The sequence below is a fragment of the Pseudoalteromonas sp. ESRF-bin5 genome (genome assembly GCF_002632075.1).
GTDB lineage: Bacteria > Pseudomonadota > Gammaproteobacteria > Enterobacterales > Alteromonadaceae > Pseudoalteromonas > Pseudoalteromonas marina.
Window position 1 is genome coordinate 1 of the sequence record NZ_NTLW01000256.1, and the last position, 19,555, is coordinate 19,555.

Genomic DNA, 19,555 nt, shown 5'->3' on the forward strand with positions numbered 1-19,555 from the left:
CTAACCGTTACGGTTAAGTAGGAGCGTAATCATGGCATCTTTAAATAACTTTAAAAAAAGCATCGTGGTTGTTGCACTTGCAGCTTCACTTGCAGCCTGTGGCGACAACGACAGTAACGATCCTGTTCAAGTTGTCACACCGCCGACTCCTGAGCCTGTAAGCTATACATTTGATGTAACCGTCAGTAATTTAACCGCAGGGCAGCCACTATCGCCTATTGCCATTATTGCACATACAGAAGGCACACTTTGGCAAATAGGTAGTCCTGCATCGGTTGCATTAGAAACAATGGCTGAAGGAGGCGACAACAGCCAACTACTTGCATTAGAAAACGCCATTGCAAATGCATCAAGCGAAGGCCCTGTTGGACCTGGCGTAAATACCACGATTACATTAACGACAGACTCACTTGAAGCACTCAAGCTTTCACTTGCCACTATGATGGTGAACACAAATGATGGATTTACCGGTCTTAGTGCTTTAGACGTATCTTCATTAGCCGTGGGTGACTCTTTAATTCGCACCACTGTTGCTTATGATGCAGGTACTGAAGCAAATACAGAAGCAGCTGGTACGATACCCGGTCCTGCTGATGGCGGAGAAGGTTTTAATGAAGCCCGTGATGATGTTAATTTTGTAGCAAGACACCCAGGTGTAGTTACAAATGAAGATGGCTTATCTAGTTCAGTACTTAGCCCTGAACATAAGTTTGATAACCCATTAGCAAAAGTGGTTATTACCAGCACTCAGTAATTCGTTTATCTGTATTGACCTTGATATACCAGCTTGTAATGGGGAAGTAGGGGCGCACGGAAGCCCCCTTTTTTTACGAGGATAAACAATGCGTCATGAAAAATTACTCATAGTTGAAGACGACAGAGAAATTGGTAAATTAATTACCACACAGCTTACATCGCTAAATTTACATGTGGATCATGTTATAAGTGCTGAGCTGGCTCTAAAAAAAATTGCCAAGCACCCCTACGGGCTTATTTTACTGGATATAAACCTGCCGCAAATGGATGGATTGAGTTTATGTCGTAAAATAAAAGAGCACTATCCAACTACCTCCGTTATTTTACTCACCGCACTAAGTAGTGACATGGATAGGGTTATTGGCCTAGAAATGGGCGCAGACGACTATATTTGTAAACCCTTTTTTGCACGTGAACTACAAGCCAGAGTAAAAACCCAACTTCGACACAGAGCACAGTTACTCGCCAGCCAAAATACCGATGAACCCTCTGTTGCAAGTGAACAAACCCTTAAAGTTGGCTCATTAAACATTGAGTTTGACTCTCATCAAGTGTATTTAGCCGAACAGGCAATTAACCTAACTGCCACCGAGTTTGATTTGCTGGTGTATTTTGCACGCCACCCTAACCATGTATTTAGTCGCCAACAACTACTTGATAAAGTCTGGGGCTACCAACATAGCGGTTACGAACATACTGTTAATTCACATATTAATCGGTTACGCGCAAAGCTTGAATTGCACCAATCGACACCTATTATAGAAACCGTTTGGGGTGTGGGATACAAACTCAATCCAAGCCAACTTAATTAAGATTTTTATTATGAGACTTTCTTTGTACCAAAAATTAGCAGTGTCGTTAGCCGTAATTTTTTGTTTTATTTGCGCGCTGGTTTATAGCTGGAGTAAACAACTAGAACTCAACTCTAAACACCATGGAGAACAAAATTTACATTTAGCGCTAGCTGAGCATTTAGTACAAGATAACCCATTGATAAAAGAAGGCGTATACGATTACGAAGCCCTTGAAAACCTATTTCATACCTTAATGTTACTCGGCCCCGCCTTTGAATTTTACTTTGTAGACGAAAACGGAAAAATATTAACTTACTCCGCAGAGCCCGGAAAAGTGAAGCGTACACATATTAATTTAACGCCATTAAAGCACCTTATAGCTAACCCAAGTGCTACACGAGTTTATGGCGACAACCCAAGAAACCCTGATCAACAAAAAATATTTTCTGTGGCGCCTGTTTTTAATAACAACACATTGCAAGGTTATTTATATGTGATTATTGGTGGTGAGGCATACGACACCTCTCTTAATCATATAAAAAGTAACGACTCGTTATTATTGGCTGCCATATGGCTAGGCTCAGCACTCGTTTTTTTATTTATTGCGATGCTTATTTTACTGCGATTTTTTACAAACCCTATTCAACGCCTTGCAAAAGATGTAAGCAAAATTGAGGCTGCAAACTACAGCCTAAACGACACAAAATTGAGTATTTATTCAACTCAAAAAAGTAATGAAGTCCATAGCTTAAGCCGAACTATTCAAGCAATGCTCACACGTATAAACGAGCAATTTAAAGCACTAGAGCAAGGCGATAAACAACGCAAAGAGCTACTTACTCACTTATCTCATGACTTACGTACGCCACTGGCTTCGTTACAAGGTTTTTTAGAGGTGTTAAATCAGTCAGGTGACAAACTAAGTGCGCAAGAGCAGCAAGAGTACTTGCAAGTATCACTGAATAACTGTGGTCAACTTAAGCAACTAATAGAGCAAATTTTTGAACTCGCACACCTCGAAAATGGCGAAATAAGTATTAACAAAGAAACATTTAACCTAGGTGAACTTATTTACGATTGTATTGCTAAGTTTAGTTTGGCCGTAGAGAAAAAAGGCATTAATTTATCGGTTGAGCCAGCAATTTGTGACTTTCCTGTCATTGCCGACATAGCCAAACTTGAGCGTGTTTTAAGTAACTTAATCGATAACGCCATTAGGCATACCCCGCGTGACGGCAGTATTGCTGTGCGTGTAAAACGCGGTGATGACAATCAATTATTTGTGCAGGTTTCTGATACCGGCGTGGGTATTAAACACGAAGAGTTAAATGCCATTTTTGATCCTCATTACCAAGCTAGTAATTCTAACAAAGCCGGCCGACAACAAGGTGGTTTGGGCCTTGCTATTTGCCGCGGGCTATTAAAACTCATGGACAGTGAAATAAATGTACAAAGTGAACTAGGCAAAGGCACTATGTTTAGCTTTAATTTGCCACAAAAAAAGGCGTAACTTAACGTTACGCCTTAGCTCATTACTTAGTTGAATTGTGGGACCGCTGACCTTTGCAAATTAAATCAACAGCCCCTAGGATTTGTTATTTTTTTATACCCGCTAAATCAAGCATAAATGCATAATTTAACGCGGCATCTTCTAGTCGTTTAAAACGGCCAGAAGCACCGCCATGTCCGGCTTCCATATCTATTTTAAATAATAGTTTATTATCATCTGTTTTGTAGTCACGCAGCTTAGCAACCCATTTTGCTGGCTCAAAATATTGAACCTGTGAATCGTGTAAACCTGTAGTAACTAACATATTAGGGTAGTCTTGCTTACTGACTTGATCGTACGGTGAATACGACAACATATAATCGTAATATTCTTTCTCGTTAGGGTTACCCCACTCGCCATACTCGTTAGTTGTAAGCGGAATAGTTTCATCCAACATAGTGGTAACCACATCAACAAACGCAACCTGTGCAACCATGCCTTTATAAAGCTCAGGGGCTTGGTTTGCCACTGCACCCATTAATAATCCACCCGCACTGCCGCCTTGTGCAAATATGCTGTCTTTTGCACCATACTTTTGCTCAACTAATGACTTAGTTACATCTACAAAGTCGTTAAACGTGTTCTTTTTGGTAAGTAGCTTACCCGCTTCGTACCACGGGCGACCTAACATTTGCGAACCACGTACGTGAGCAATTGCAAATACAAAACCGCGGTCAAGCAACGTTAATCGTGCAGAAGAAAAGCTCGGATCCATTGTTGCGCCATACGAACCATAGCCGTATTGCAATAATGGGTTAGTGCCATCTTTTTTAAATAACTCTTTTCGATACACCAAACTCACCGGTACTTTTACGCCATCGCGTGCTGTTACAAAAATACGTTCTGAGGCATAGTTGTCTGCGTTAAAGTCACCTAATACTGTTTGTTGTTTTAATAATGTTTTTTCGCCAGTGGCCAAATTAACATCATAAGATGAACCCGGCGTAGTCATACTGGTGTAGTAAACACGCAGCGTATCGCTGTCTAATTCGTTATTACCGTACGCATTAATTGTATATGCACTGTCGTTAAAGCTTAGTGGTAACTCTTTGCCCGATGTTAAATTACGCGCAATCAGTGTTGATTGGCCCATTTCGCGTTGTTGGTATACTAAGTAGTCATCAAACAACTCAACACCTTCGAGTTTAATACCCTCGCGCGCAGGGATCACGCTTTGCCAATTTGCTTTATCACCGGCTTTATCAATATCTACTTTCATAAGCTGAAAGTTAACGGCATTTAAATTAGTAACAATGTAATAAGTATTGCCTAATTTGGAAATGCTGTATTCAAGGTTGGCTTCACGTTCAATTAAGCGCTTAGGCCTAGCGTTTACATCATTTGCATTAAGTACTGACAAACCCGATGCATCAGTACTGCTATGCCAAATATAAATTTCTGAGCCGTCTTTGCTCTTGCTCATACCTGTGTAATAGCTTGTGTCTGTTTCTTCGTAAACAAGCTCGTCATCGCTTTGTGGTGTACCAAGCGTATGACGATAAACCTGATACCCGAGTAAGGTTTGCGCGTCTTTTTTGATGTAATAGACTGTTTTATTGTCGTTCGCCCACACAACATAACCACTGGTGCCTTCAAGCGTATCTTCTAATAATTTACCAGTGCTTAAATCCTTAATTTTTATGTTGTAAACACGGCGACTCACCGTATCTTCACCATACGCCATTAAATTGTCATTTGGGCTGACATTTAAACCACTAACCGCAAAATAGTCATGACCTTTAGCCAATTCATTTACGTCTAAAATAACTTCCTGATCGGTGCCTGCAAAATCACTACTGCGTAAGTAAGTAGCGTACTCATTATCGCCGCGAGTTTGCGACGAGTAATAGTACTGGCCGTCTTTTACCGGAACAGAGTCATCATCTTTTTGAATTCTCCCTTTAAGCTCTTCAAATAAACTACTTTGTAATTTTTTAGTATGCGCAAGCATAGCGTCAGAATACGCATTTTCGGCTTCTAAGTAGTTAATGATCTCAGGTGCTTTTCGCTCGTCATCTCTGAGCCAGTAGTAATTATCGATACGTGTATCGCCATGAATGGTCATTTCATGGGGTACTTTTTTAGCAATTGGTGCAACCGCTGTTACAGCTTGAGCTGACTCAACTTGAACCGTATTTTTTTGAGTTTCTTCGGGGGCTTTATTACACCCGCTTAAAATAGCAAGCGAGAGTGCAGCAAGTGCAAAGGGAGTACGTGTCATCAGGCAAAGTCCTTATTATTTTTGTTACCTAAATATACCTAAAATTAATACCTTTTGTGATTTAGTTTGTGAAGCTATGTAAAAAGGGAGCCGAAGCTCCCTTTAATTTAGTACTTAATCATTTTTAAGCTTACTTTTGCTTACGACGACGCATGAATGCGAACGGTGCTACTAGAAGCGTTAACCAAGCTAATGAACCTGACGAACTTTTCTTCTCTGGCTCTGGAATAACAACTGCCGGAGGTACTACTGCAGTTACATTAACAGTTACAGTTACAGGCTCAGAAACATTGCCTCGAATATCAATCGCAACAACTTCCATTTCAGCAGTAGTATCACCTGCTAGCATGTTGGTGTCAGCAACCACAATTTGACCTTGCTCATCAACACCTAACCCAATATTTGTGTTTGATTGAACGTAGTACTCAGAAACCGCTAAGTCAAAATCGGCTTCTTCAATTGTAAGCGCGCCAACTACTGTACCATCGGCTGCATCTTCAGAAACTGAGAATTCACCACCCACTAAGATAGGCGCCTCAATAGCTGGTAATGTAAGCTCTTCACTTGTCATTGCTTTAATGATGTTAGTGCCAGCACCTTGAGATAAAACAAATGGACCACTTGCAGATACCATTGCTTTTTCACCCGGTAGAAGTGAAGCAACGGCTTCGCCAGTTTCAAGCGAAGTCATTTGAACTTCAGGCTGAACACCAAATACCACAGAGCCAGTTACACTGTCTGTCTCAGAGAAAACACCTGACTGGTAGCTTGGGTAACCAACAGATACTCTAAAGTTCATTGGCTGACCAAGTAACGACCCATCAATGTTCATTAGCTCAGAACAACCAGTAAATGTGATTGTATCCTCACCTGCTGAATGAAGAAGTGGTGTACCCCATGCCCAACCATCATTACCAGCACCGTCAGTAGTACCAATTAATGTACGGCTACGGCCTGGTGAAGCAGTTGTACGGCCACGGTCATTTAAGTTTTGTAAGAACTGATCAGCAACACCATCATTATCTGTATCAATTTCAACTCTGTAACCAGCTTGGAAAGTGTGCGTTAGCGGGTCACGTAATTGAATTGATGAAGTGATGTAAATACCTGAATCACAGAAGTCTGCACCAAATGCAGAGAATGTGCTCGACAGAATATTATACTCAGCCTCTTCCATTGTTTTCTCTGTGCCTACAGCAATGATGCTTTCGGCTTGAGGAGTGATTTCAGTCTGACCCGTATTTTCAAGTACTAGTGCAACTTTATTGTCAATTAGCTCGGCAGTATAACTTAGCTCTGTCGCTGCTTTCGGCATTGCATGATACACAACGTGTAGATCGTGAGTTGTATCTGTTGACGCATCATCAAATACTAACGCACCATCAAACTCAATCGATGTTAGTGCAGCACTGCGAGCAGCAATGTCATCAGCACTAAATGGATTCTCTAATTCCCATGCAGGTAGTTTACTTGGGTCAACCATCATTGTGATATCAAAGTTTACTGATTGCCCAGCTGGAATTGTTACTGATTCTGGGAAATCCCAGCTAACAGCTTCAGTTTTTTCGTCGCTTTCGTAACGTGCTTCAGTACGAAGGTTATATGTTTTCGCTTCAGCAGAGAAGTTTTTCACAGTGACCGTTTTAGTGATAGAACCGGCTTCTGCAAGGCTCACTAAACCATAAGAAAGGGCAGCTTGTTTTGTATCAAACTCAGCATTATGTACCCATGCTGCAACAGGTAAGTTCACAGCTTTAGTCACATCAACTAAACCAGCACCAATCATACTAATAGGAGCCAGCTCTGAATCAGGATTGATAGCCAATGGCTCGTTAGTAACTTCGAGGTTTGCCGCGTTCATAATAGTGGCTTTAATTTCAAACGCATTACGGTTTGGGTGAGCCTCACGGATCATAGCAACCGCACCGGCTGTAATTGGACCTGAGAACGAGGTACCCGACACTGGATTAGTACCTGTTTGAGTTCCTGCTGCTGCCACGTCAATACTCGTACCTGGCGCTGTAATTTCTGGTTTAAGTAAACCATCCATAGAAGGACCACGTGACGAGAATGTTGCAACCGCGCCAGCAGTAGATTTAAATTCAACACTAATATCAAATGTTGCTGGACCGCCAGCCTCTAGCTGTGCTTTTAAAGCTGCACCCGCAGCGAAAGTAATACCAACGTTTTTAATTGTCACATCAGCATCAAAGCCACCCATTGGTGCCGGTGTACCATCGTCTACGTTATTTGCAATAAATACAAACTCTGCACCTTTGGCTTGTGCGTTTAGTACTTTTTGTGTAAATGCACAAGCACCACGGTCTATAAGTACCGCTTTACCTGTAAAATCAACATCGTCTGCAAAGGCATCACAACCGTTTTGATTTGCTGTAGGGTATACTAAATCAATATCAGCACCGGTTATAGTAAAGCCTTCTTGTGGGCCGAAGCTTGATATTTGAATATCATCTTCAACACCTGCAATCATTCCACTGGCAACACCCGACTCAGTTGTTGGATGTGTCATTGCACCAACAGATAATGCATTAGGTGTTGTACTTGGACCACCAACACGGAATGGATTATCACCATCGTTACCGGCAGAAATTACCATATTAACACCTAACTCAACAGCACGTTGAATTAGGTATTGTGTACCACCACCAGTGTAAGTATCACCAAATTCACCACCAAGAGACATGTTCATTACGTCAACACGATCTGAAATATCGCCATCACCGTTAGGATCCATTGCAGCCTCTAATGCAGCTGCTTGAGCTGCACTTGGACAACCACCACCACATACAGAATATGCGTATAGCTCAACCTCTGGTGCAATACCGTTTACAGAGTTTGCAGACGATGTACCATGATTTGTTGGATCACCTGTTGACGGTGAATTTGCAGCATCATTTTCAATTGGATCTGCATCATCACGAATAAAGTCATAGCCACCTTGTACAATGCCTTGCGGCCATGTAACCGTTGTAGGATCTTCTTGTGCATCTAGGTATGCTTCAACAGTACCCGCACCGCCAAATGCTTCGTGAGTATAATCAATACCTGTATCTAGTACTGCAACGCGCTGACCTTTACCACTTACAATACCATCAGTAATTAATGGCTTAGCGTTAATATAATCAGAGCTTGCTGCAACGTGAAGTTCACGGTCAAACATTGGTAATACTTTTGCAACGCGGTCATCTTTTGCAATCTGCTTTAAAGCTTCAGGTGTTGCTTGAACGATTAACGTTGGAGCAAGAATCTTTGTTTTGCCAATTACTTTTGCATCAAAGTCTAAATTACTCAACTCTGCAGTCATTATGTCTTGAAGCTGCTCAACCTGAGCTGTTATTTCACGGCTACTTGAAGCCTGATAAGTTCCAGCCGTTACTGCATCCACAGATGTTGTTGCTTTAAGAACGATCATATGAGCTGAAGGCTCTTTTTTGTCTGCTGCAACTTCAACTACTTGCTCTACTTGTTTGTAGTTAACATTTGCTTTTGGTAATTCAGCTGCGCTTGCAAGTGTTGCCACAAATGCGCTAGAAACAGCCGTCGCTATCGCTGTCTTTTTTATTATATTATTACTCATGAGTTCCCCTAGGATATTTTATGTATTATTGTAGTCACATTAATAAAGCAAATTACAATGTATGAACAAATATAAAACGTTCATTACCCACCAAGCAACACTTTGGTTACAAATAAGCGTAAAACATACAAGAAACAAAAAAAACAAACGGCAAGCAGCTGATATATATAACAAAAAAAACACATCGCTTTTGTGAATGTTTGTAAACAAAACTTGCATTATAACTAGGTACTCTATGAATAATGATGTGATCAACATTTTAACTATGGCTAAAGTAATACAAACAGCTGTTGCACCGGTGTTTTTAATAACCGGTATTGCAGCTACACTTGGCGTTTTATCAAACCGCTTGGCTCGTATTACAGACCGTGCGAGGCAATTGGAGCGCAAACTAAAAGTAAGCACCGATGAAGATTTTAATAAATCACTCGCAACGGAGCTTCGCGCTTTATTAAAACGCTCCCGTTGTATACACATAGCCTTCAGTTTAAGTGTTTTGAGCGCTTTGCTTGTATGCGCAGTGGTTATGCTATTATTTTTATCTCACATTCAATCAATAAACTTAGGTGTTACTATCGCCAGCTGTTTTGTGGCCGCTATGGCGTTGTTAATATGTGCGTTTATGTCGTTATTAGGTGAAGTTTTCTTAGCAACTCGCAGTATGCGACGAGGGATGATATTTGCTGATATTGATATGAACGATTAACTTTTAGTTAATTTTTCTGTATTAGCTTGAATAAAACCAATAGCTAAGATACAAAGCAATAGTCAAAAAATAGTTAACAGGGGCAATAATATGAAATTTAAAAAGATTCTAGCGGGTGCATTACTAACAACATGCGCGCTGAGTGTATCTGCAAACTCTGCGTTTAAAGAGCCAAGCGACGCGATTAAATACCGTCAAAGTGCTTTTTCTATGCTATCAGTTCAAATTGGTGATATGGGCGCAATGCTTAAGGGCAAGGTTCCATTTGATGCAGAGCAATTCAAAATGCGTGCAAATAACGCAGCAGCGCTTTCAAAAATGCCTTGGGAAGCTTTCTACGCAGGAACAGATAAAGGCGATACATCGGCACTGGCTACTGTTTGGTCTGAAAATACGGTATTTGTTGAAAAAGCCAATGCGTTTGCTGCAAACGCAGACAAACTTGCTCTAGCTGCCCAATCTGGCGACAAAGCGGTTATTGGTAAAGCCTTTGGTGCTTGGGCGAAAGGTTGTAAAGATTGCCACAAGCAATTTAAAGACTAATTAAAAACATAATAAAAACAAAAAAAGGACTGAGTGTTAACACCCAGTCCTTTTTTATTGTTTAGCAAAAATCAGCTATCAACAGACACTTCTACACTTCTTCGTTTAAAAATACGTCTGTAAGTGTTTTTAAATAATGCCCCAATATCACCTAATATAATGTACAAACAAGGTACAAGAATAAGCGTAATTAAGGTTGCAAACATAACTGCAAATCCCAGCGCAACTGCCATAGGAATTACAAACTTAGCCTGTAGGCTGGTTTCAAACATAATAGGCAACACACCAGCAAACGTAGTGATTGAGGTGAGCAATATTGCTCTAAAACGCGCACAGCCGGCTTCAATTACGGCATTTTTAACGCTAACGCCTTGCTTACGTACCTGGTTTACATAGTCGGTCATAACCAAGGAGTCATTAATTACAACGCCCGCTGCAGCAATAAGACCAAAGCCAGACATTAAGCTCATATCCAAATCAAACCAGTAGTGCCCCCAAATAGCCCCCGTTAAGCTAAACGGAATAACCGACATTACAATAAGCGGTTGTGAATAGCTTTTTAGTGGTACAGCAAGCAGTATGTAAACTAGTATCATGCCTCCAGCAAAAAACAACATTTGCTCATTGGCTTGCGCCTGTTGCTCTTCAATGGCACCACCAAGTTCTGATTTAACGCTTGGGTATTCTTCTCTAAGCTGTGGTAATAGATTTTCTTTTACCTGTTTAACCACTTCGCCCGGCTCAATTTGCTCTTCATCAATACTGCCGTATACATAAACAGTTCGATAGCCACCTTCACGGCGAATGTAGCTAATACCGGGAGTTTCGGTTAGCTCAACCACATCACCCAATAATACTTCGCGCCCGGTTGGCGTGGTCACCACTGTATGTTTAAGTGATGAAAATGCTTCGCGTGTGAGTTTAGGGTAACGAACCATTACACGGACTTCTTCACCATTTCTAATTACGCGCTGTGCTTCGCCACCATAAAAGCTAGCGCCAACTTGATTAGCAATACTGGCTAAGTCTAACCCCAAATCAAAGGCAACGGGTTTTAAACTCATTTGCACTTCTTTACTGGCAGGATCTATGGTTGAGCTTATATCAAACAAGCCTTCTTGCTGTTGGAGCAATTGAATAAAACGGCGCCCAGCTTCGTTTAATGTATCGATATCAGATCCAAATAGAAGGTAACCAAACTCGCCTCCACCGTTGCCGCCACCGCCGCCTACGTCGTCTTGAATAGTTAACGATTTAACACCTGCAATATTAGGCATGGCTTCACGCCAACGGCGCGATAATTCAAACGCATCGTAAGGACGTAAATCTTCATCAACTAATGGGGCTAATAATTGCGCCTCTGTGCGGCCTTGGTTAAACACAAGCACGTCACGGATAATTTTTTGACCTGTTTGACGCTCTGTTTCTTTATCTACCTCAAGCACCATAGCTTCTATTTCGCGAATAGCATTAATAGTTTGAATGTCGGATACGTTGTCATTCATTTCAATATTAATTTGTGGGAAATCATGCGGTACTTTAGGTGAAGGAATAGTGCGCACCTGATTTGAAGCAATTAATGCAAAAGTCACGACTAATAAAGCAATAAAACTAAATAAAACAGTCCAACGCCATTCAACACACTTAGAAACAAAACGTTTATATGGGCCGTTTACAAAACCAAAAAAGCGGGTATTAAATCTATCTCGCCAGCCACCTTTTTTAATAGGAGTAAAATGTGTATGTGCAATATGCGCAGGTAGTATGAGCTTCGATTCAATTAAGCTAAATACCAAACATAGCATTACAACAACAGCAATACCGTAAAAAAAGGCACTTTCAGGGCCGCTCGAAAGCGTAAACGGCGCAAATACAGCAATGGTAGTAAGTACACCAAATGTCGCTGGGGTCGCTACACGCTTTGCACCTCGTACAACGTTATCGACACCGCCGCCACTTTTTTCAACTTCACTGTATGCGGCTTCGCCTATGACTATGGCGTCATCCACCACAATCCCTAGCACCATGATAAACGCAAATAACGAGATAATATTTATGCTAATACCAAATAATGGCATCACCATCATCGCGCCTAAAAAGCACACTGGTAAACCTATCATTACCCACAATGCCAACTTAAAGCGTAAGAATAACGACAACATAATTGCGACTAAAATCGCACCTTGAAGAAGGTTTAATTTCATCATATCTAAGCGAGCATTTAGGTAGTACGTCATATCCATTAAAGGCTCTATACGCACACCCGGTGGGAGCTCTTTATTCTTTTTATCAATATACGCTTTGACCGATTCAGCTACTGGAATAATATTTTGTGATTGCGTTGCTTTTACTGATAAATAAACGGCATTTTCACCATTAAACTTAAAATAACGTTCACCTTCAGTAAATTGGTCTTTAATAGTGGCAATATCTTGCAGTAAAACTTTGGCACCATACTCGCCAATTTTTACCGGAATTTGTCTAAATTCTTCGCCTGAATAAAATTGGTTTTCAACACGAACTGATATAACGCCCGCATCAGTTTTTAACTGACCTGCCGAAAAGTTAGCAGAGTAACGACGCACAGCATTCATAACATCTGAAATTGTTAAGTTGTACTGGCGTAATGTATCAGGGTCGATTTCAATCGCTATTTCATCAAGCGGTACATCATTGACCACAAGCGATACATTAGATAATTGCAGCAATTCATCTTCAATATTATTTGCTATCGGCTTAAGCTCAAATAAAGGCAAGTCTGCAACCAGTGTCATGCCTATTACATCTTGTCTAAACTCAATCTGACTTATGGTGACCGGTTCCATACCGGCTGGAAAAGTAGCAATACCGTCAACACGCAGTTTTACTTTATCAAGCACATCGGTGAGCTCTGCGTCTGTATTAATTTCAAGACTTGCAGAGCCGCCGTTTCTAAACGCGCGATACACGCCTTTTTTTATTTCGGTAATATCTTTAAGTGATTCTTCAATTTTTATAAGAATACTTTCTTCAATTTCCTGAGGAGAGGCGCCTGGGTAATTAGCGTTTACGTTAATATAGTTAATTTCTATATTAGGAAACATTTGTCGCTGAATCGTTTTGTAGCTTAAAAAACCCATTACGATAATAAACAACATCATTAAGTTTGCAGCAACCGAGTTATTAGCAAAATAAGCTATTAACCCTGTTTGTTTTGTTTGTGTTGATTCACTCATTGTTATTACACCTTAAAGCTGTTGCGTATTTGAGGTGCTCACATCAGAGCTTTCAGGTGCCGGTTGGGCACCTGCTATTTTAACTTCCATTCCCTTTTGAGGGTATTCTGGTAACGTAACCACCAGCTTATCATCAGCTTTTAGGCCACTACTAATATAGAAGTACTCGCCTTCTTCTCGTATTACCGTTACCTTTCTTGGTTCAAGGGTTTGGTTTTCGCCTACCACCCAAACGGTTTGGTTGTTAACAAGCGCTTGAGGTAAACGGTAGATATTATTTAATGTTGTACCAGCAAAATTAACCTGTACATAACTGCCAAATTTAATTGCTGGCTGCTTATTTTTAAGGCCATATGGGTCTTCAATTCGCACCACTAAACTGCTCATACGTGTTGCGTTATCTACAATACCTAAATCGCGGTCAATAACGCCTTCACGAGTAAAGCTATTAAGGCCTTTTTGAATAACTGTTGCGGTAATCCCTTTAATACGTTCAGGCAAAAACACACTATCAAAGCCTGCAATAGGAATAATTACTTCAGCAGTTTCTATATTGTTTAGCTCAGCGACTTGTGAGCCCATTGTCACGTATTGGCCCACACCTACATTACGGCTCACAATAAGTGCATCGTAAGGTGCTTTAACATCACAGTTTTCTAAATCTCGCTGCGCACGTTTTAATGCTGCTTGCGCTGATTTAACATTTGCTTGCGCACTAAGTACTTGAGGCTTACGTAAAAATAAATCAGTACGCGCTTTACTTGGAAAGCGTTTTGCTTCGTCTTCAGCCACTTTTGCTTGCGCTTGTTCTTCAATAAAACCCGCTTGGGCACGAGCAAGTTCAGCTTCAGCCACGAGCACTGCAGCTTCGTAGTTATCTTTTTCAATCGAAAATAAGGTTTCACCACGTGCTACAACCCCACCGGCAACAAAGCTCGGATGCCAACTCAGTACCTCTCCCGATACCTGTGCAGACAGTTGTGTATTTTCCAGCGGCTTTACTTCGCCATAGCTGTTAATTACAACCTGATGGTCGTTAGCCGAAACCGGCTCAACTTGAACAGTAGGTCGCGTATCAACTAACACTTTTTTTTCTTGTTCATTTGCAAGAGCGTTTATTGCTTTAAAACCAACAACTCCTATAGCAAGCGCAACAAATGGAAAAACCCATCTAAGTGAATTTGTTTGCATATCCTAATTACCCCAAATTTCTATTAACGCCATAATAACAGAGCTTAATTAAACAATTACGTGACATTTGTAAGCAACTGTTACAAATGTGCATTAATTATACTTCTCGTAATTAATTACTTAATTATAAATTAGATTATATAGCCATAAAATTATATTTTGTTACAAACTTTTACTATTTAAAATCAATACATTAAATAAAAAAGGTATTATTTCATCGATTTGTTGTACGAAACAAATTGAAATTACGTACAGTAAAAATAAATTAACAAACGAAAAGATGACATTATGAAATTAACCACCCTAACTCTTGCGCTCAGTATTGCCCTAAGCGGCCATGCTTTTGCCGATGACAAAAAAGACGAAAAAAAACCAAAAACATTAAGTGAAATGATCAAAGGTCAAACCGAATTTGCCGGTATATTTAACCTTTATCAGGACGAAAAAACGGGTAAGCACTTAATGGTCATTAACGAATCACAGCTTGATACTTCTTTCGTTTATTTTGCTCATACAGTTGATGGGGTGACTGATGCTGGACACTTTCGTGGATCTTACCGTGAAACCAAACTTATTGAGTTTAGAAAGTACTTCGACCGTATCGATATTATAAGTAAAACACCTCGTTATAAATTTGACGAGAATAGTGCCATTTCAAAAGCCAGCAATGCAAACATTAGTGAAGCCGTGCTTGCGAGTATTAAAATAGAAAAAGAAGAAGACGGTAAAATTGCATTTAACGTCAATAAGTTATTTTTAAGTGAAGCACTTCATAAAGTATCTCCAACTATTAACCCTGCAGATAAAAATGCTAAAAAACGTTTTAAAGTAGGCAAACTAGACAGCAAAAAGTCGCGCATTATTAAACAGCGTCCTTACCCTAATAATTTAGACGTTGTCGTAGATTACGTATTTACCAATGCAAGTCCAACCGTTCGTGGCTCTGGCGCAGTAAGTGACCCGCGTAGTGTTTCGGTGAAGGTTCAGCATTCATTTGTCGCATTACCTAAAAACAGTTATCAACCTCGTTTAGACGATGCGCGCATTGGCTATTTCACAAACCAGTTTGATCAAATGACGTCAACTGATTGGACGCCTTACGAAGATGTAATTAAGCGCTGGGATTTACAAAAGAAAGATCCAAGCGCTGCACTTTCAGAGCCTGTAAAACCAATTACATGGTGGATAGAAAACACCACACCAATAGAGTGGCGCGATACAATAAAAGACGCCGTACTTGCATGGAATAGCTCTTTTGAAAAAGCAGGCTTTAAAAATGCCTTAGAAGTAAAAGTACAACCTGATGATGCCGACTGGGATGCAGGCGACATTAATTACAATGTACTGCGTTGGACCTCATCGCCTAAGCCTCCCTTTGGTGGCTACGGGCCTGCATTAGCAAACCCGCTAACAGGAGAAATACTGGGCTCAGACATCATGCTTGAGTTTGTATTTATGAAAAATCGCTGGATTTACGACACCCTTTATACTCAAGGCGCTATGAGCCACGGCAATAGTACACATACCGGTGAATTAAACTGCTCATTAGGTCATGAAATTCAACAAAACCTTATGCTTGCAAAAGGCTTAGCTACTGGCGATAGCATTGAAGAAAACGAAATGATACGCCAAGGGTTAACACAGCTTATTCTGCATGAAGTAGGTCATACATTGGGCCTTAACCACAACATGAAATCATCTATTTTGTGGGATGAGAAAGAAGTGCACGACAAGAGTAAAACCCAAGGTATCGTAACAGGCTCAGTAATGGACTACGCACCGGCTAACATTGCACCAATTGGCATGCAGCAAGGGGATATTTTTCAAACTAAACCAGGCCCATACGACGACTGGGCTATTAACTACGGATACAGCGTAGCGCTGGCTGACGCATCTGCCGAGCAAGCTCGCCTTAGTAAAATTCTTGCGCGTTCTAGTGAGCATGCTTTAGCATTTGGTAACGATGCAGATGATATGCGCGCGCCGGGCCGTCATATCGATCCCCGCGTAATGATTGGCGATTTGTCATCAAACCCAGCAGCCTATGGTGCAGACCGTATGGCACTTATCAATAAACTGTTTACTGAGCTTAAAGATAAAGCCACTGTTGAAGGTGATTCTTACCAGCAACTTGTTACCTCAGCTAATAGCTTATTTGGCCAGTACAGATCGCAGGCAGGTATTGTATCTCGCCAAATTGGTGGGGTTTATGTAGAGCGCGCCGTTGTAGGTGATACAAACGCCGACAAACCTTTCACCCCGGTGCCGCTTGAAAAACAAACTCAAGCCATGGAAATTCTAGCCGAGTACGTGTTTGCACCTGATGTGTTACAAAGCATGCAACCGCTTTATAACTTCATGCAGCAACAGCGCCGCGGGTTTAATCACTATGGTAAAAATGAAGACCCTAAACCTCACAAAATGATTTTGGGCATGCAAAAGTCTGTGCTTGCACAGCTATTGCACCCAGCCGTTTTACTGCGTATTTCAGATACCGCTTTATACGGAAACGAATATAGCTTAAATCAATTTATGGGGGATTTAACTGCAAGTATTTTTGTTAAAGACGCAGAGGCCAGCTCAATCAGTCACAATTTACAAATTGAATATGTAAACCAACTGATTGCAATTGCAGGTTTAGGCAAACCAAGCAAATTCGATAACCTCGCTAAAACAGCCGCGCTTTATCAGTTAACCGAAATAGCGGATACAAGCCTGTCATGGGGCGCAGATACTGCAGCCAAAGCCCATAAAAAGTATATTGATCGCTTAATTGCAAAAGCACTCGAAGCGTAAATAGTTGTAACAAAAAAAGGCCACATTGATTGTGGCCTTTTTTATAAACTTAATTCCTATCACCATTAAAGGTAAATTGTGCCTTTTAAATACCTAACAGCATGGCCTGTTAAAGTTACTGTTGACTCCCCAACATCGCACTGTATATGACCACCTCGGCTAGATGCCTGATAGGCAGTTAACTGTGTTTTACCTAACAACGGTGCCCAATATGGAGCAAGCCCTGTATGAATAGAGCCCGTGACATAATCTTCATCGCCACCGCTGGCAGGCCAAAAATAACGAGAAACAAAATCGTATTCATCACTAGGCGCAGTGGCAACTACATCGTATGGCGCTAATGTTTTTAAGAGTAGCGACTCGGTATTTAAGCTCTCTACTTGCTTAGCCGATTCATAAACAGCAAAGTAAGCTTGGCGATTTTTAAGTACCTTAATAGGTTGTATAGACAAGCCATTTAACAGTGCCTGTGGCGGGTTTTTAACCTCTACAGGTGCTTGTTTAGGGAATGTCATGGCGAAGCTACCATCATTGTTTTTATTAACAATAAGCTCACCCACTGCATCAGCGATAAAGCGAATTTGCGATACATTATGTTCTTCACATAATACATACGCAGCAGCCAAAGTGGCATGGCCACAAAAGTCTATTTCCATTAAAGGTGAAAACCAACGAATAGCAAAACGCCCATCAGTTTGCCTACAGGTAAACGCAGTTTCAGATACGTTGTTTTCAGCGCCTATGTTTAGCATTAGGTCATCATCCAACCACGACTCAAGTGGGATAACAGCTGCATAATTGCCTTTAAATAAAGCGTGTGTAAACGCATCAATTTGGTGAATAGTTAATTGCATTAGCTTCCCTAGTATTTTAAATACACGCCGAGGGTAATAAATCTTTTGGCACTGAGGTTTTATTTTCACCAATCGCTTTCATTCCTGTGACTGGCTGATCAAAGCCGCACAACCAAGAAATTGGGCTAGAGGGGCTGCCCTCAACAACTGCTGGTCTAAACGTTAACGTGGTATTTTGTAAAGGCCGAGATGCTTTGTTGCCTAAAGCAATATGTATGGCACCGTTTTTAATAGTAATTCCCGTTACCCTATTCCCTATTAAGTATTGACTAGCAGGGACACCCGCTTCTTCATTATTATTAGGAAAACGTTTATTCTCGAGGTAAAACACAGTTACGTCTTCTCGTATTGCAGCCGCCATAGCAAGTGGATCAACAAGCTCTGCCTTTTGCATGTATTTACTGTATTGAGGCAATGCTACAGCAGCCAAAATACCAATAATTGATACAACCACCATTAACTCTATGAGCGTAAATCCTTTTGCTTTCATAATACTTCTCCATACATAAATAGTGGTTTATAGGCCGCTGATACAAACAAATAAATAGAGACAACAATCACTGCACCATAAACGATTATAAGTTTATTAATAAAGTATTTTGCGCGCTGATTAAACTGTTTTAACTGCTGCTGTAACAGTACTTCAAACTCATTTTGAGCATTTAACCCCAGTGCTTCACACTCATATAAATGCTTTGTTTCTGTGGTTGTAACACCTGAATTTACTGAGCTTAATGGAAAGAATAAAATAGCAGTTAGTGTTTCGTAGTTTTTGACTAGTTTTCGTGGGAAAAACACTTTAAACAAGCCTGAAAACGGCTTTAACTCACTCAATATACTGGCGTTTTTGAGCTTTAAAATTACGCTGAGTATAAAACTAAGCAGCAAAAATAATAATATGATCGGAACATACCAATAGCGAAAATAGCTATCAAAGACATTGTGATCATGTTGTTGATTCATGCTGTACATGTCTACAAATGCAGGGACAACAAAAAGTTGGTAAAGAAGAGAAGATAAACAAAAAAACGCAAAAACAAACGTCAAATAAACAAGCCAGCCTTTATGCTCAAATTTAAAATCGTTGATTAATTTGGGTAAGCACTGGTAATAAGTTGCACTTTTTTGTGCGGCTATTTCGTCTTGCGACACAACACCTGCAACTAGCGCTTTTGCAAGTTCACTATCGTCGTTATCGCCTTGGTATATGCTTAGTCTCGCCTTTTCACTTAACCTTAGCTTATCGCTTTTGCTTAACTGTGCTGAACTATTTATTCGGCATAAATAGCCAAATTGCTCCCAATTCATACTCTATCCTTTGAATAACGATAA

The 19,555-nt window shown here is 40.6% G+C and carries 13 protein-coding genes; 6 read left to right on the forward strand and 7 right to left on the reverse strand.

What is annotated here, in order from left to right; genetic code table 11:
- Positions 1–31: 31 nt before the first annotated feature.
- The 3 genes from BCG07_RS15760 to BCG07_RS15770 all read left to right on the forward strand — a co-directional run bounded on the left by BCG07_RS15760 (position 32) and on the right by BCG07_RS15770 (position 3,060).
- On the forward strand, positions 32–754 hold the full coding sequence (locus BCG07_RS15760; protein WP_286888065.1) for a spondin domain-containing protein: 723 nt from the start codon (positions 32–34) through the stop codon (positions 752–754).
- An 88-nt stretch (positions 755–842) separates the two neighbouring features.
- Entirely contained in the window at positions 843–1,568 is a 726-nt protein-coding gene (locus tag BCG07_RS15765; protein ID WP_006792495.1) for a response regulator transcription factor, read from the forward strand.
- Between the two features lie 10 nt (positions 1,569–1,578).
- Positions 1,579–3,060, forward strand: a complete 1,482-nt coding sequence (locus BCG07_RS15770) for a sensor histidine kinase (protein WP_286888066.1) — start codon at positions 1,579–1,581, stop codon at positions 3,058–3,060.
- An 85-nt stretch (positions 3,061–3,145) separates the two neighbouring features.
- Here the strand turns inward: BCG07_RS15770 and BCG07_RS15775 are convergent, their stop codons facing one another.
- On the reverse strand, positions 3,146–5,320 hold the full coding sequence (locus BCG07_RS15775; protein WP_286891033.1) for a S9 family peptidase: 2,175 nt from the start codon (positions 5,318–5,320) through the stop codon (positions 3,146–3,148).
- Positions 5,321–5,450: 130 nt separating this feature from the next.
- Complete coding sequence (locus BCG07_RS15780) at positions 5,451–8,918, reverse strand: S8 family serine peptidase (RefSeq protein WP_286891035.1); 3,468 nt, start codon at positions 8,916–8,918, stop codon at positions 5,451–5,453.
- A gap of 235 nt (positions 8,919–9,153) precedes the next feature.
- Between BCG07_RS15780 and BCG07_RS15785 the strand changes: the two genes are divergently transcribed.
- Both BCG07_RS15785 and BCG07_RS15790 read left to right on the forward strand, forming a co-directional pair.
- On the forward strand, positions 9,154–9,624 hold the full coding sequence (locus tag BCG07_RS15785; RefSeq protein WP_006792500.1) for a DUF2721 domain-containing protein: 471 nt from the start codon (positions 9,154–9,156) through the stop codon (positions 9,622–9,624).
- A gap of 90 nt (positions 9,625–9,714) precedes the next feature.
- Positions 9,715–10,167, forward strand: coding sequence for a c-type cytochrome (locus BCG07_RS15790; RefSeq protein ID WP_286891037.1), 453 nt, complete (start codon positions 9,715–9,717; stop codon positions 10,165–10,167).
- 71 nt (positions 10,168–10,238) lie between these two features.
- Here the strand turns inward: BCG07_RS15790 and BCG07_RS15795 are convergent, their stop codons facing one another.
- Positions 10,239–13,382: an efflux RND transporter permease subunit gene (locus tag BCG07_RS15795; protein ID WP_286891039.1), complete on the reverse strand. Its 3,144-nt coding sequence runs from the start codon at positions 13,380–13,382 to the stop codon at positions 10,239–10,241.
- Between the two features lie 12 nt (positions 13,383–13,394).
- On the reverse strand, positions 13,395–14,573 hold the full coding sequence (locus tag BCG07_RS15800; protein WP_286891040.1) for an efflux RND transporter periplasmic adaptor subunit: 1,179 nt from the start codon (positions 14,571–14,573) through the stop codon (positions 13,395–13,397).
- Positions 14,574–14,861: 288 nt separating this feature from the next.
- On the opposite strand from BCG07_RS15800, the gene BCG07_RS15805 reads away from it, so the two are divergent.
- Positions 14,862–17,369, forward strand: coding sequence for a zinc-dependent metalloprotease (locus BCG07_RS15805; RefSeq protein WP_286891041.1), 2,508 nt, complete (start codon positions 14,862–14,864; stop codon positions 17,367–17,369).
- Positions 17,370–17,434: 65 nt separating this feature from the next.
- Here the strand turns inward: BCG07_RS15805 and BCG07_RS15810 are convergent, their stop codons facing one another.
- The 3 genes from BCG07_RS15810 to BCG07_RS15820 are packed head-to-tail and all read right to left on the reverse strand — an operon-like array spanning position 17,435 to position 19,531.
- On the reverse strand, positions 17,435–18,223 hold the full coding sequence (locus BCG07_RS15810) for a PhzF family phenazine biosynthesis protein (RefSeq protein ID WP_010557907.1): 789 nt from the start codon (positions 18,221–18,223) through the stop codon (positions 17,435–17,437).
- Positions 18,224–18,239: 16 nt separating this feature from the next.
- Entirely contained in the window at positions 18,240–18,713 is a 474-nt protein-coding gene (locus BCG07_RS15815; protein WP_006792506.1) for a pilin, read from the reverse strand.
- Positions 18,710–19,531 carry a hypothetical protein gene (locus tag BCG07_RS15820; RefSeq protein WP_010557906.1) on the reverse strand — a complete coding sequence of 274 codons (822 nt, stop codon included), beginning with the start codon at positions 19,529–19,531 and terminating at the stop codon, positions 18,710–18,712. Before BCG07_RS15820 ends, BCG07_RS15815 begins: the two co-directional genes overlap by 4 nt.
- Between the last annotated feature and the right edge of the window lie 24 nt (positions 19,532–19,555).